Origin of the sequence: Alienimonas sp. DA493 (assembly GCF_043951915.1) — a bacterium.
Taxonomy (GTDB): domain Bacteria; phylum Planctomycetota; class Planctomycetia; order Planctomycetales; family Planctomycetaceae; genus Alienimonas.
In genome coordinates, this window is record NZ_JBINJD010000044.1 from 1 (window position 1) to 13,213 (window position 13,213).

Consider the following 13,213-nt stretch of genomic DNA (forward strand, 5'->3'; position numbering starts at 1 on the left):
CCGCGGGGCGTCGCCCCGCGGGCGGCGGGCGGCGGACGCGATTAGATCACGCCGAGGCCGGCGAGGTCGCGGACCCGCTCCAGATAGACGCGGGAACGGCCCTGGATCGGGGTCATGAATTCGCCGTAGTTCGGGAAGGCGTCCGGGTTCGCCGCCTCCAGCGCCACGGCCTCCTCCAGGAAGGCGAAGGCTTCGTCGTAGCGGGCCTCGCGGTAGCGGAGCACGAACATCAGGTAGCTCACCCGCGGATCGGCCGGGGTGCGGTTCAGCAGGATTTGACCGATCTGCTCTGCGGCGTAGGGGTTAACGCCGGGCACGGGCACCTCTTCGGTCACGACGGCCCCGCCGCAGCAGCCGGCGCACCGCGTCACGCAGCGGGTGCACGGCAGGCAGGCCTGACGGGCCAGCAGGCAGTCGGCCGGGACGGCGACGTGCTCGCGCAGGTCGTAGACGTCGTACGGATTCCGAATGAGTTCGGAGAGCGGCGACGGTTGCTCGATCACCGTGACGGCGGGGTCCTCCACGACGATCACGTCCGGGGCCGCCGGATCGAGCGGCAGGTCGACCGCGTTCGGCCGGGGCTCGGCGGGAACGGTCGGCCCCTCGATCAACGGGTCGGCCGGGACCGCGGGCGGGGGATCGCCTTCTGCGGCGGGATCCACGTCCTGCATCGGCACGCCGACGGACGGCTCGGTCGGGGGCGCCGGCGTTCCCGCGGGCTGGGGCGGCTGCGGTTCGGCCGGGGCGCCGAACGGGTCGTCCTGGGCGGTCGACGCGGGATCGTCGAACGGTTCGACCTCCGACGCGTTCGGCTGGAGCGGATCTTGCCCGGGGACCGCGGGCGCCACGCCGTCGCCCGGCGGCTGGACCGGCGCGAACAGCAATGGAAGACAGACGAGCAGGGACGCGGGCACGGCGGCACCTTGGGGTGAGGGGGCGGAAACCGTCTCCCAAACTACCCAATCGACCTCAGTTCCCATACCGGGGCCTTTCCCGAGCGGCATGCTCCGGCGGACGCCGGGGCTGCGACGGGGGACGTCGACGGCGACCTCAGCCCAGTCAGCTTCAGCTCAATCCGACCAGTCAACTTCAGCCCAATCCGACGGCGACCGGCAAAATCCGCAAATCTTTGTGAGGATCCTGCGAATTGCAGAGAGTCTACCGTCGCCGGTTCGACTTGGTCCCGCCCCCACGCTTGTACCGGGGTCTCCCCCGTATCAAGCGACCTACCTGCTGGTAATGTGAGCGGCGTCATGAGGCCGGCGACCGGCCCACCACTTTCCCGCTCTCCGAGCTCACTGATGCACAAATTCACCCCCCTGGCCCTGATCTGCGGCCTCTGTCTCGTTCCCGTCGGCTGCGACAGCGTTGAGGAGGAAGTCGCGGAGACGAACGAAGAGATCGCCGAGACCAACGAGGAGATCAACGAGGCCGGCGCCGTCGTCACCGAGGACGAGGCCGAGGAGATCAACGAAGAGATCGCCGAGACCGCCGAGGAGATGGAAGAGACCGAGGAGCAGATCGACGAGGAAGCGGCCGAGGGCGAGCTCGTGACCCCCGAGGACGAAGTGATCATCGAAGGCGAAAGCCCGTAATTACGAGCGCCCGTCCCGCGATCCGCGGGCACGACGCAGACGCGAACCCGCCGCGGCCTCCGCGGCGGGTTTTTTTCGTGCGCCGATGGAGACTTCCGACGGGCCCCGTGCGGCGAACGGGGGCGGGGCGAACCGTTTCATCCCGTTCTGTCCTCACGGTCCGCATCGCGGCGCGAACGGGGGCGGGATTCCTCAGACGTTCCGCCGGCAGGGTTGAAACGGCGACTTAGGGTTCGAGCGGCGTCGTCGTGCCGTCCCGTCGCTCGCCTACGTCTCCTTCGCTCCCGCTGAGACCGTCCGATGTCCCCGTCCCCGACCGCCGCGACCGGGTCGCTCGCCGCGGCTCCCCTGCCCGTCGGCGACGAGCCGCGGCTGGAGCGGCCGGTGTTGACGGTGACCGGGGCGGTCGGCCTGCTGCTGGGAAGCCTGGCGTGGGCGCTAACCGGACAGTTCGCCGCGGCGCCGCTGGTCTTCGTCGGCAGTCTGACGACCGCATTGGCTCTCGCCGCCGTATTGGAGGACCGCTCCGCCGCCGCGGACGCCGCGATCCAGACGCTCAGCCAGGATCTGCGTGCGACGCGGAGTCGGCTCGACGTGCTGGAACAGAGCGAGCCGGCCCCCGCGGCTCCCGGCGGTCGCGCGCAGGATTGGGAACTGAACGACCTCGTGCTGCGTGGAGCCGCGGGGGCGGAGGCCGCCGCCGAACGCGGCGGGGTGACGTTGCGGACCGAACCGTCCGAGCTGTACCTCGCCGTGCACGCGGACGCCGACTTATTCGAGCGGTCGTTCGCGTCGCTGCTCAGCCACGCGATTTCCGCCTCGCCGGTCGGCGGGGTTGTAAGCGTCGGCAGCCGGTTGGAGGGGGACCGGGCGATCGCCGAGGTCGAATGCGCCGGCTCTGCCGACGGGGGCGTCCGGTTCTCGCTGTCTCTGCCCTTCGGGCATCGGTCCGGACGGCCGTCGCCGCGAAGACCCCGGGGCGGCGCCTCGCCCGCCGCGGCCGAGCCCGCCCGCAGTGGGACGCGAAATCCCCTCCCCGTCTAGCTTCCGACGGCTTCCGGTCGGACCCCGCCGGGGCCGTCTCCCGCATCGCCGACTCCAAGGATCGCCCGATGAATCATGTCGCCTCCCAGTCCTTTCCCCCCGCCGCGCCCGCTGCCGGTTCGACGCCGTCGCCGGCTCGCGTGGTCATTTGCGACGACGAACCGCACATCACCCTCGCGGTCTCGCTGAAGTTACGGAAGGCGGGGTATGAGGTGGAGGCCCACCCGGACGGCCTGTCCGCCTGGCAAAGCATCGCCGCCCGTCCGCCGGCGCTGATCGTCACCGACTGCCAGATGCCGCGGATGAGCGGGCTCGATCTGCTCCGCTCCATGCGGGCGGAGCCGCGGACGGCGGCGGTGCCGGCGATCATGCTCACCGGGAAAGGGTTTGAGCTGAGTTCCGTGGAGATGCAGTCGGAGATGGGGCCGGTGCGGCTGTTTCCCAAACCGTTCAGCCCCCGCGAACTGCTGGACGCCGTCTCCGCCATGATGACGTCTCCCGCGGCGTAGTTCGGCTGCTTCTGCGCCCCCCGGCGACCGTGGCTCCGTCGCCCGTCGTACCCCCGGTGCGACCGTCTCAGGTCGGATCAACCGGGTTGGATTTCGCGGGTTGCGGCAAATCAGTCGTGCGGGGGAGACGGGACCTTCCCGTAGACTCTACGGGCTCACCCACCGCGGCCGGTCCCTCCGGCCGCTGCCGACGCCTCCCGAAGGCTCTCCCCAACCGTGTCTTCGACCGCCGCTCATCGTCCCGTCGCGCAACTCGGCGTCGCGGAACCGGAGCCAAGATGGGGGTTGAGTCGACTGGTCGGCGGTCGGCCCGATCTGGCGGTGTGGGGCGTGTTCGCCGTCTGGCCGTTGGGCGCCCTGACCGGGGCCGTCTTCTCCTGGCCGCCCGGCGCCGGGGCGATCCTGCTCATGGCCCTGCCGGCCGTGTGGATCGGGTGGCGCCTGTCCGGACCGGCCGCCGGACTGTTCGCGGCGCTGGCGGGTTTGTGTTGCGCCAGCGAGGCGACGCTGCTCCGCGTGCTGCGGCGGGTCGGCGAGTGGTATGACGTCGTGCTGCCGGGGCCGGCGGACGACCGGCTGTTCGCCCCGCTGGCGGCGATGCTGCTGATCGCCTTGGTGTTCCGGGCGTTGCGGGACCGTCCCGAAGAGATCTCGCTGCACCCGCGTTCGGTCGATCCGCGCCGGTCCGGCGGGGGCGTCGGCGTGCTCGAACAGGCCGCCTCGCTGCTGAGCCTGCAGGTCCAGGAGGAACCGGACTTCGACCTCTCCGGCGCCCCGCGCTCGCTGGACGGGGTGGTCCGAAGCGTCCGCGCGACGGCCCGGGGCTGTTTGCGGTGCGAGCACGCCTCGGTCTGGCTGTGGGACGGGACGCGGCTGCGGGAAGCCGGGCCGCCCAGCGGCGGCAACGTGCGGACCCCCGCCCCCGATCCGCACACCGGCCTGGCCGGCTGGGCCATGGAACACCGGCGCCCGATTACGCGGCAGACGCTCGGGATGTGGGTCGCACGGGACCGCTCCCTGGCGGACGCGCTGGCCTCCGATCCGGCCCCGCCGGCCGGCATCGCCCCGCTGCTAGCCCGCTGCGCCCCCGGCGAGGGAACGGAGGGCAGCGACGAAACGCTGCTCGGACTGCTGATCGTCGATCAGCCGCAGGGGTTCGATCCGCAGTTCGCCGCCGTGCTGGCAGCGCTGGCCCGGTTCGCCGCGACCGCTCTGGAGAACGCCCGACGGTTCGATCAGGTCCAGGGGCGAGCCCGCCGGGACGATCTGACCGGACTGCTGCGACGGGACCCGCTGCTCGAGGATCTCGCGGCGATGCTCGTGCCGGGGCACGCCCAGCGGCGGGGACACAGCGTGGCGGCGGTGATTGGGGATCTGGACCACTTCAAGATTTTCAATGACGCACACGGGCACCCGGCCGGCGACGCGGCGATCCGGCAGGCCGCGAACGTGTGGCGGTCCCTGCTGCCGGCCGGCGCCCGGCTTTGCCGGTACGGGGGGGAGGAGTTCCTCGCCGCCCTGCCCGATCACACCGCCGCCGAGGCCGCCGCGCACGCGGAGAAAGTCGCCGCCGCGATCCGGACCCGCGGGGTTGAGGACGACGGCCGGACCCTGCCGATGACCGCCAGCTTCGGCGTCGCCGCCGCCGATCCAATTGACACGCCGCAGTGCGGCGGGGCCGGCTCCGCCGCGGACCGCTTGATCCGACGGGCGGACAGCGCCCTGTTCGCCGCCAAGGAAGCCGGTCGCGATCGCGTCGCCGTCGTCGACTCCGACGGCATTCTGCTCGCCCAGCCCGTGGGGCCGTCGATCCGCGAGGCCGCCTGAGGCCGCGGACCGGACCGGTCTTTGTCGTTCCGACACGGCCGGACGTTCGGTTCCGGGCAGTCGCGGGGAACGGCGTGGGAGCGAATATGTGGCCGGGTGTCCCTTTTCGGCGCCGGTTTGCGTTCATGGGAACGGACTGATCGGTTCCTGTCCCTCCCCCGCCGACTCTGGACGCCTCCCTCCCATGACGCGGTTCACCGCCCCGCCGCCCCCGTCCTCCGTGGCCCACGCGACTGCTGCGCCGGAAGGCGGGGAGCGTTTCGCACGCGATCTCCCACGGCGCCGACTGACCGTGGCCCAGGTGACCGGGGCCTGCCGTGCGGCGCGGGCGGCCTTGGAGTGCGGTGAGAATCCCGGGTGCTGGACGATGTTGCTGATGCGCGCTGCACGCCGGTGGACGGGAGCCGACCGGGCCGCCGTCGTGTTTCCGGAAAGCGGCGTCGTGCTGCCGAGCGGCGAGTGGCGGGCGCTGCGGCGGAAATCGTCGTCCCGCGGACTGCGGACCTCCCGCGCCTCGCTGCTCGCGACCGCCCGGGCCGCGGTCGAGGCGCAGTCCTGGCCCCCTGAAGAGGCCAATCGGAAGGCCCGCGTCGCCAAGGCCCTCACGGCGGACGATCTGCCCGAACCGCCGCCGCCGGCGCCGCGGGTCGGCCCCGCGGGGGATTCGCGGGTGGGGGTCGCGCTGCCGTGGCGTGACGGCGCCGGCCGCGACCTCGTGTTGCTGCTGGGGACCGTGGGCGCCGTGGAGCCGCATTCGGTCGGCGTCCGCACGATGCGGGTCGCCGTGCGGGAACTGGCCTCGGCCGGTCGCCGCCTGTGCCACCCGGGGGACGCCTCGCCGGACGCGCTCACCCACCGCGCCCGCACCGTGCTGCACTACTGGCTCGACGGGCTGCTCGAAAAAGAGGTGGCCAGCGTCCTGGACGTCTCCGAAGGCACGGTGCACAAGCAGGTGCACCGGATCTACAAGCACTTCGGCGTCTCCAGCCGGGGCGAACTGCAGGCCCAGTTCCTGCGTCGCGGCTGGGGCCGGCGGCGGCTTTGGCGCGATTTGGCTTCCTGACCGGAGCGGCGTCCGAGACGGATTCGCGGCCGGAGGGAGCCGGCCGCCCGTCAAACCGGGAACACCGACGGCGCGAGGGCCGTCGGTCCGTCAGTCGTCGTCCTCGTCGCGCTCCTCTTCACCTCTGCGTGACGCCGGCGGGGCGAGGCCGTCGACGCCGCCGGAGCGAATGAGTTCGCGAATTCCGGCCAGTTTCCGCTTGACGGTTTTCGGAGACACGCCCACCGCCCGGGCGATTTCGCCGCTGGTACGAGCCTCGAGGCGGCCGACGACCACTTCACGGGTGAGGTCGTTCGGGAGGGCGGCCATCAGCCGCTCGAAGGTGTCGGCGAAGGCGGCCATCTCCGCCGGCGACAATTCGCCGGAGGCGGCGCCGTCGAGGCCGTCGGAGGGACCCTCCGCCGCGAACACGTCCCCCGCCCCGCGAGTCTGACCGCCGCCCCGCTTGGCGGCGCGTTCCCGGCGGGCGTAGTCGATCGCCTTCCGGTCGGTCACGCGGAGCAGCCAGCGCCACAGATCGTCCGAATCGCTGAGCGTACCGGCGCCGAACCGGCCGCCGCCGGCGTGATTCCAGAGGGCGAGAAACACGCTGCCCGCGACGACTTCGGCGTCGGCGGCCCGCAGCCCCCGCAGTTTCCGCTCCAGCAGGCGAACCACCCGCGGCAGATAGCGGCGGGCGACCTCGCCCACCGCGTCTCGGTCTCCCTCGCGCACCCCCGACAGGAAACGGGTGACGCCGGCGGACGGCTCCACCGTGTCGTCCTTCCCGGATCTCTGGACCGACCTCGACCCTCGGGCAGACAGAATCCTCGAACCGTTCGAGGAGCGGGGCGAACCAATCACGGGAAGCCTCGAGACGAGGGAGGACGAACGTCCTCCCCATCATACGGCGCCGCGGGGGCCGCCGCCGCACCTGTTCGGTCCCCCATTGGCAAAGGATCGTTCGGAAAGAAAGCCGTCGGTGGGACTTGAACCCACGACCTACGCTTTACGAGAGCGTCGCTCTACCAACTGAGCTACGACGGCGAAGCGTTCCGGAGGCCGCAATCGCGGCGTCGGCGGAGTGCGGGGGGATCGTAAAGCGACCCGGCCCGTTCGTAAAGACCACGAAGCCCGCCGAAAGGTTCGACGGCGGGCTCAGCGGTCGATTTCGCCCATCACCACGTCGAGGCTCCCCAGGATCGAGGGCACGTCCGCGATGAAGCAACCGACGCTCAGCGGGCCGATCACCGACAGGTTGCAGAACGAACTGCTCTTCGCCCGGGCGCGCACCGGAATCGGGCTGCCGTCGCCGACGATGCCGAAGCCCATCTGGCCGCGGGGGCATTCGGTTTCCAAATAGACCTCGTCCTTCGGCAGTTTCTGGTTCCAGCGGTGGGCGACGCGGAAGGGGCCGTCGGTCGCCTCGTACCGGTCCAGGGCCTGCCGAATGAGGCTGACGCTCTGCACGACCTCCATCATCCGAACGTAAAACCGTGTCCAGTTGTCGCCGAGCACGGCCTCCGGCGGGGCCTCGGGAAACGGGCCGACGGGGATCTCGAAGTCGTAGCCGTCGTAGTGCCGGGTGTAGATCTCCTCGCCGTCGCGGCGGAGGTCGTGGTCGACGCCGCTGCCGCGGAGCGTCGGGCCGGTGCAGCCGTGGCCGATCGCCATGTCGGCGTCCATCACGCCCAACCCGGCGGTTCGTTTGATGAAGATGCCGTTGCGGGTCAGCAGGGTGTGGTACTCCGTGATGCGCGGCTCGAACCACTTGAGGAACTGCCGCACCACGTCGCACCAACTCAGCTCGGTTCCCTCCGGTACGCCGGTCATCGCGGCGAGGCCGGGCGGCATCGGCACGACCTCCGGGAAATCGTGCGTCGCCCCCCCGACGGTGAGGTAGCTGTAGGTCAGCCGGGCGCCGCAGACGTGCTCGAACAGATCGAGGATCATCTCCCGCTCGCGGAAGGCGTACAGGAAGGGGGCGAACGAGCCGAGGTCCAGCCCGTAGGCCCCCATTCCCAGCAGGTGCGAGGCGATCCGGTTCAGTTCCGCAATCGCCACCCGCAGGTGCCGGCCCTTCTCCGGCACGTCGATCCCGAGCATTTTCTCGACGGTGCAGGACCAGCCGAGGTTCATGTTCATCGCGGCGAGATAGTCCATCCGGTCCGTGTACGGGACGTACTGGGCCGGGGTGAGGTTCTCGCCGATCTTCTCCGCGCAGCGGTGCAGGTAGCCGATGTGCGGGGTGCACTCGCGGACGATCTCCCCGTCGGTGCGGAGCAGCAGCCGCAACACGCCGTGCGTGCTGGGGTGCTGCGGCCCCATGTTGACGAGCATCTCGTCGGTGCGAACGTCGAACTCGATCGTCCGCGGATCTTCCAACGACGAAACGGGCGGCGGGGCGGCGACGGCGTTCATCAATCCTCTGAGCTGAAAAGGGCTTCGCCCGGGGGGGATTCGAACCCCCAATGAGGGGCCCCGGGGGGACCGCCTCCCCGCAGTCAACCGGCGGGATCAACGACTCGAAGTCGAACGGCTGGCCATCGCCTCCCAGGCGAAGCCCGGCACGATTGTAACGCGGGGGCGCCGCGGGGCCTCCGCGTGACGGGAACTCACCGACAGCGAATCCCGCCGTATTCCTCCGGCATCTCGTAGTCCTTCCGCAGCGGGTGGCCGACCCAGTCGTCGGAGGTGAGGATGCGGCAGAGGTTCGGGTGGCCGGTGAAGCGGACCCCGAGCAGGTCGAACGTCTCCCGCTCGTGCCACTCCGCGATGGGAAAGATCCCGCTGGCGGAGGGGACCTCCGGCAGGTCGTCGTTCGTGCCGCGGGGCAGCACGACCTTCAGCGTGTGCGACTGCGTCAGCGGGAAGTCGGAGAGCCGGTAGACGACCTCCAGCCGCGGCTCCCCCTCGTACTTTCCCTTGTCGCCCGGCCGGGGGGCGAAGTCGACGGCGGTCAGATCGTTGAGGTGCCGCAGCCGGTGTTCGTCCCGCAGGAACGTGAGGACGTCCGGCACGGCGTCGGCGGCGATCTCGATCCACGGATCGGTGGCCTCGTGCAGTTCGCGAACGGCGTCGCCGAAGCGATCGCGGAGGGCGGCGTGAAGATCGGCGGGGGTCACGTCAGGCTCTCCCAGTCATCAGAGTTGCCGGGCGGCGTCTTTGCGGGCCTGACCGGCGACGGTCTTCACCCAGTCCAGGTCGCCCCGCTTCCAGATGTAGGCGAAGCCGACCAGCAGCACGCCGAAGAACACCGCCAGGTCGAGGGCGCCGGCGACGGCGAGTCGGGCGGCGTCCCCGGCGGCGAGGGTCGCTTCCAGCGGCAGCGTGCCGGCGACGTGGCCGCCGAGGCGTTCGGTGAGGAGCAGCCGGGTCGACTCGGCGAGCGCCGGATCCGTCAGGGCGATCGCGCTGCCGTAGACCGACGCCCAGGGGAACAGGAACGCCAGCTCCACGTCGAACACGATGAACAGCAGCGCCACGACGTAGAACCGCAGGTCGAACCGCACGTAACTGCTGCCGATCGCCTCCTCGCCGCAATCGTAGATCGCCGCCTTGGCCGGCGTGCGGTTCTTGGGTCGGATCAACCGGCCCAGCGTCAGCGGGGCCGCCAGAGCGAGGACCGCGGCGGCGGCGAAGATCAGCAGGTGGCCGGCGAGGTCCATCTCGACCCTCTCTCAATCGGGAACGGGGTCAGGCGGCGTGGTCGACCGCGGGCAGGTCCGCCGCGGCGCCGACGGGGGCGACGAGCGACCGCAGCGGGGCCCGATCGGTCGGATCGGCGGCGGCGGGGCGCCAGTGGGTCACGGCGTCCTCGCCCGGCCGCCAACTGAAATAGCCGTCGCGGGCCTCGCCGTCCGCCGTGACGCGGGGGCCCGGGAACTCGACCAGCCCCGCGGAGGCGTCCCGCAGCACGGCGCCGAGCCGGCGGATCTCCGCGACGTACCCGCTGAGGCGGTCGGCGTCCCGGGCGAGGCCCTGTTCGACCGCCTCCAGCTCCTCCGCGTGCGGTCCGTCGTGGTGCCGCTTTGAGCCGGGCGTGCGACGGACCCAGGCCAACCGGGCGCGCCGTTCGGCGAGATCGTGGGCCAGGGGGACGGCGTCGCCGACGATCCGGCGGACCAGCGGCAAAGTCGCGGTCGCCCGCTCCGGAGTGAACAGGGCCGACGGCCGACCGATCGAACGCGCCGGCGGGCCGGCGGTCGGGGTGAGATCGGGGCTGCGGGTCATGGCGGGCAAACGGGCGGCGGGGGGAACCGGGGCGATGCGGCGATCGCAGTCTCGACGCCCGCGTGGCGCAACCCGGGACGGTCCTATCTTTCCCTTCATCGACCGGAAAGCCAACCGCACCCGGCGCCGGCCGCGCGGCCGTTAAACTCCGACCCCACAAATCGCGGTCGCCTCAAACCGCAGCGGGCTTTTCGATCACCGGCAGGACCGCCGCCCCGTCCGGCGCCGGCATCCCCGGTTCGCCCTTCACCCAGACCGGGGCGTCCAGCGATTTGCTCTCCGCGACGACCGTGGGGTTGAGCGTCGCCCGACCCCAGGCGGCCTCCAGCGGGAGCTTGGCGAAGTCCACGCTGCACCCGTCCCGGGTGTAGCAGCTCAGGTCGTGGGTGGAGCCCATGAAGATGCAATCCACCGGGCATGGGTCCACGCACAGGGCGCAGAACATGCACTTGGTGTAGTCGATCGTGAAGCCGTCGACGCGGAAGCCCTTCTTTCCGTCCGGGCCGGTGTCCATCGTTTTGTCGATGTAGATGCAGTCCACCGGGCAGGCGACGGCGCACTTGTCGCAGCCGATGCACGCCGTCAGGTCGAAGCGGTGGAACCCGCGGTAGCGGGCGGCGACCGGCAGGGGCTTCTCCGGGTACTCGTAGGCTTCGGTGTAGGTCTTGCGGCGGTAGGTGCGCAGCGCCGCCCGCAGCGTGACGCCCATCCCCTGGGCGACCGTCACGACCGCGGTCGTCAGATTGCGGAACCACTCACGCACAGGAAGAAACCCAAATCCCGAGGGACAAGAAACGAATTCGGCCGGCGGATTACCGGGCGCGAGACAACAGGCCGATCACCCAGTCCTGCAGGCCGGGGGCGTCCACCTCGCGGACGACTTCCACGTTGGTCTGCCAGCGACGGACGCCGCGGCGGTCGAAGACCGTCATGCCGCGGGTCAGGTCGCCGGCGGTTTCCACGTCGACGGCCATCTCCTCCCGCTCGAACAGCGACGGGCGAATCGCGGCGGCCAACGCGGTGGGCTCCTGCAGGCTGATGCCCTCCACGCCGAAGTGCTGGTGGTTCGCCCGCAGGGCCCAAGGGAGCATCTGTTCGAGCAGCTCCCCCGCCCCGCCGCCGAGCCTCCCCTTCACCGTCTCCCACGCCGGCGGGCTGAGCACCGGCTGGCGGGCGACGTCCAGCGGGACCAGCGTTTTGGCGGCCCGGCCGGTCAGCACGCTGCGGGCGGCCAGCGGGTCCGAGGCAACGTTGAACTCCGCCGCGGCCGTGGCGTCCCCCCCGCTCTCCACCGACCCGGCGGCGACCACCAGCCCGCCGAGAGCGTCGTAGAACCCGCCCCAGCGTTCGGCGGCGAGCTTTACGTTCGTCAACGGGCCGAGCGTCAGTAGGGTGACGTCGCCCTCGTGCTCGCGGACCAGTTCGACCAGCAGCCGGGGCGAATCGCGGGGGGCGTACAGTTCCACGTCCGGCAGTTCCCACGCCCCGAGGCCGTCCGGCCCGTTGACCGCGGCCCAGTCCAACTCCTCCCCGCCGAAGCCGGGGCCGGCGCCGGCGTCGCCGGTCTCGCAGGCGCCGACCTTCGGCCGCTTGTCCGGGTCCAACAGGGTGAGCACCGCCGTGACGTTGCGGGTGGCGGTCGGGCCGTCGACGCAGCCGGCGGTCGCGGTGACGGCCAGCAGTTCGACCTCCGGGTCCAACACCGCCAGCGTGATCGCCAGGGCGTCCCCGATGCCGGGGTCGGCGTCGATGATGAGCTTCCGGGGCATCGAGCGGGCGCGGCGGGGCGACGGCGACAGGGAGGCGTCATCTTACCGGAACGGTCCCGGCTCGTCCCCCGCTTGCGGTTTGGCGGCGTCGGATTCACGGTGACCGCCGATGACCGCGTCCGCCCCCCCCGCCGATCCCGTCCGTCACGCCCTCGCCCTCGCGTTGGAGGGCCGCAACGTCCCCCGCGACGCCATGCGGGAGGCCGTCGGTGCCGTGATGGACGGCGCCGCCGACCCCCACGCCCTCGCCGGGCTGCTCGTCGCGTTGCGGATGAAGGGGGAGGTGGCCGACGAACTGGTCGGCGCCGCCTCCGCGATGCGGGAGCGGATGACCCCCGTGCCCGTCCCCCCGACCGCCGACGGCTCCCCCGCCCCGCTGCTGGACACCTGCGGGACCGGCGGGGACGGTCTCCACACGTTCAATATCTCGACCGCCGCGGCCCTCGTGACCGCGGCCTGCGGGGTGCGGGTGGCGAAGCACGGGAATCGCTCCGTCAGCTCCAAGAGCGGCTCCGCAGACGTGCTGGAGGCGTTGGGAGTGAACGTCTCCCTCAGCCCGGAGCAGGTCGGCCGCTGCGTTCGTGAGGTCGGCATCGGTTTCGCCTACGCCCCGACCTCCCATGGGGCCATGCGGCACGCGGCGCCGGTTCGCAGGGGGCTGGGCGTGCGAACGCTGTTCAATCTGCTCGGCCCGCTGACGAATCCCGCCGGGGCCGGCTGTCAGCTGCTGGGCGCCGCGTCGACGAAACACGCCGCCCTGCTGGCCGACGCCCTGCACGCCCTGGGCACGCGGCGGTCGCTGGTCGTCTGCGGGAACGACGAACTGGACGAGGTCAGCCTGTGGGGCGAGACGGCCGTCTTCACCACGACGCCAGAGGGGGTGACGCGGTCGGTCGTCACGGCCGACGAGCTTCAGCTTTCGCCCTGCACGGCCGCCGACTTGGCCGCCGACGGGCCCGCGTCGAGCGCCGCGATCATCCGCGGCGTCCTCGCCGGGGAGACCGGGGCCTGCCGTGACGTCGTCGTCGCCAACGCCGCCGCGGGACTGCTGGCCGCCGGGACGGCGAAGACCTGGACCGGCGGCGTCGAGAAAGCCGCCGCGGCGATCGACCACGGCGCCGCGGCGCGCCTGCTGGACCGGCTGGCGACCTGGACGAACGCCTGACCGCGGGCGGCCCGGCGTTCGTCACGATG

General features: G+C 71.6%; 14 protein-coding genes and 1 tRNA gene. 6 read left to right on the forward strand and 9 right to left on the reverse strand.

Annotation, left to right across the window (positions count from 1 at the left end; genetic code table 11):
- Positions 1–41 precede the first annotated feature (41 nt).
- Positions 42–914: a tetratricopeptide repeat protein gene (locus ACG2DA_RS08920; protein ID WP_395255229.1), complete on the reverse strand. Its 873-nt coding sequence runs from the start codon at positions 912–914 to the stop codon at positions 42–44.
- A gap of 387 nt (positions 915–1,301) precedes the next feature.
- On the opposite strand from ACG2DA_RS08920, the gene ACG2DA_RS08925 reads away from it, so the two are divergent.
- From ACG2DA_RS08925 to ACG2DA_RS08945, 5 genes are all read left to right on the forward strand, one after another.
- Positions 1,302–1,595: a hypothetical protein gene (locus tag ACG2DA_RS08925; protein WP_395255230.1), complete on the forward strand. Its 294-nt coding sequence runs from the start codon at positions 1,302–1,304 to the stop codon at positions 1,593–1,595.
- A 300-nt stretch (positions 1,596–1,895) separates the two neighbouring features.
- Entirely contained in the window at positions 1,896–2,639 is a 744-nt protein-coding gene (locus tag ACG2DA_RS08930; RefSeq protein WP_395255231.1) for a hypothetical protein, read from the forward strand.
- A 68-nt stretch (positions 2,640–2,707) separates the two neighbouring features.
- The gene (locus ACG2DA_RS08935) at positions 2,708–3,148 is read left to right on the forward strand and encodes a response regulator (RefSeq protein ID WP_395255232.1); all 441 of its coding nucleotides are present in this window, start codon (positions 2,708–2,710) and stop codon (positions 3,146–3,148) included.
- A 285-nt stretch (positions 3,149–3,433) separates the two neighbouring features.
- The gene (locus tag ACG2DA_RS08940) at positions 3,434–4,975 is read left to right on the forward strand and encodes a GGDEF domain-containing protein (protein WP_395255233.1); all 1,542 of its coding nucleotides are present in this window, start codon (positions 3,434–3,436) and stop codon (positions 4,973–4,975) included.
- Positions 4,976–5,351: 376 nt separating this feature from the next.
- Complete coding sequence (locus tag ACG2DA_RS08945; protein ID WP_395255234.1) at positions 5,352–6,038, forward strand: LuxR C-terminal-related transcriptional regulator; 687 nt, start codon at positions 5,352–5,354, stop codon at positions 6,036–6,038.
- A 90-nt stretch (positions 6,039–6,128) separates the two neighbouring features.
- On the opposite strand, the gene ACG2DA_RS08950 is transcribed toward ACG2DA_RS08945, so the two are convergent.
- The 8 genes from ACG2DA_RS08950 to ACG2DA_RS08985 form a co-directional block, all read right to left on the reverse strand.
- On the reverse strand, positions 6,129–6,791 hold the full coding sequence (locus ACG2DA_RS08950; protein ID WP_395255236.1) for an ECF-type sigma factor: 663 nt from the start codon (positions 6,789–6,791) through the stop codon (positions 6,129–6,131).
- Positions 6,792–6,991: 200 nt separating this feature from the next.
- Positions 6,992–7,064: transfer RNA gene (locus ACG2DA_RS08955), tRNA-Thr, on the reverse strand.
- 111 nt (positions 7,065–7,175) lie between these two features.
- Positions 7,176–8,438, reverse strand: coding sequence for an NADH-quinone oxidoreductase subunit D (locus ACG2DA_RS08960; RefSeq protein WP_395255237.1), 1,263 nt, complete (start codon positions 8,436–8,438; stop codon positions 7,176–7,178).
- 194 nt (positions 8,439–8,632) lie between these two features.
- Complete coding sequence (locus tag ACG2DA_RS08965) at positions 8,633–9,142, reverse strand: NADH-quinone oxidoreductase subunit C (protein ID WP_395255238.1); 510 nt, start codon at positions 9,140–9,142, stop codon at positions 8,633–8,635.
- An 18-nt stretch (positions 9,143–9,160) separates the two neighbouring features.
- The gene (locus ACG2DA_RS08970) at positions 9,161–9,685 is read right to left on the reverse strand and encodes an NADH-quinone oxidoreductase subunit A (RefSeq protein ID WP_395255239.1); all 525 of its coding nucleotides are present in this window, start codon (positions 9,683–9,685) and stop codon (positions 9,161–9,163) included.
- Between the two features lie 28 nt (positions 9,686–9,713).
- Positions 9,714–10,250, reverse strand: coding sequence for a DUF2203 domain-containing protein (locus ACG2DA_RS08975; protein WP_395255240.1), 537 nt, complete (start codon positions 10,248–10,250; stop codon positions 9,714–9,716).
- A gap of 172 nt (positions 10,251–10,422) precedes the next feature.
- Positions 10,423–11,013: a NuoI/complex I 23 kDa subunit family protein gene (locus ACG2DA_RS08980; protein ID WP_395255241.1), complete on the reverse strand. Its 591-nt coding sequence runs from the start codon at positions 11,011–11,013 to the stop codon at positions 10,423–10,425.
- Positions 11,014–11,062: 49 nt separating this feature from the next.
- Positions 11,063–12,019, reverse strand: a complete 957-nt coding sequence (locus ACG2DA_RS08985; RefSeq protein WP_395255242.1) for a nucleoside hydrolase — start codon at positions 12,017–12,019, stop codon at positions 11,063–11,065.
- Positions 12,020–12,128: 109 nt separating this feature from the next.
- Here ACG2DA_RS08985 and trpD point away from each other — a divergent pair, with 109 nt between their 5' ends.
- Positions 12,129–13,184, forward strand: coding sequence for an anthranilate phosphoribosyltransferase (trpD, locus tag ACG2DA_RS08990; protein WP_395255243.1), 1,056 nt, complete (start codon positions 12,129–12,131; stop codon positions 13,182–13,184).
- Positions 13,185–13,213: the final 29 nt, after the last annotated feature.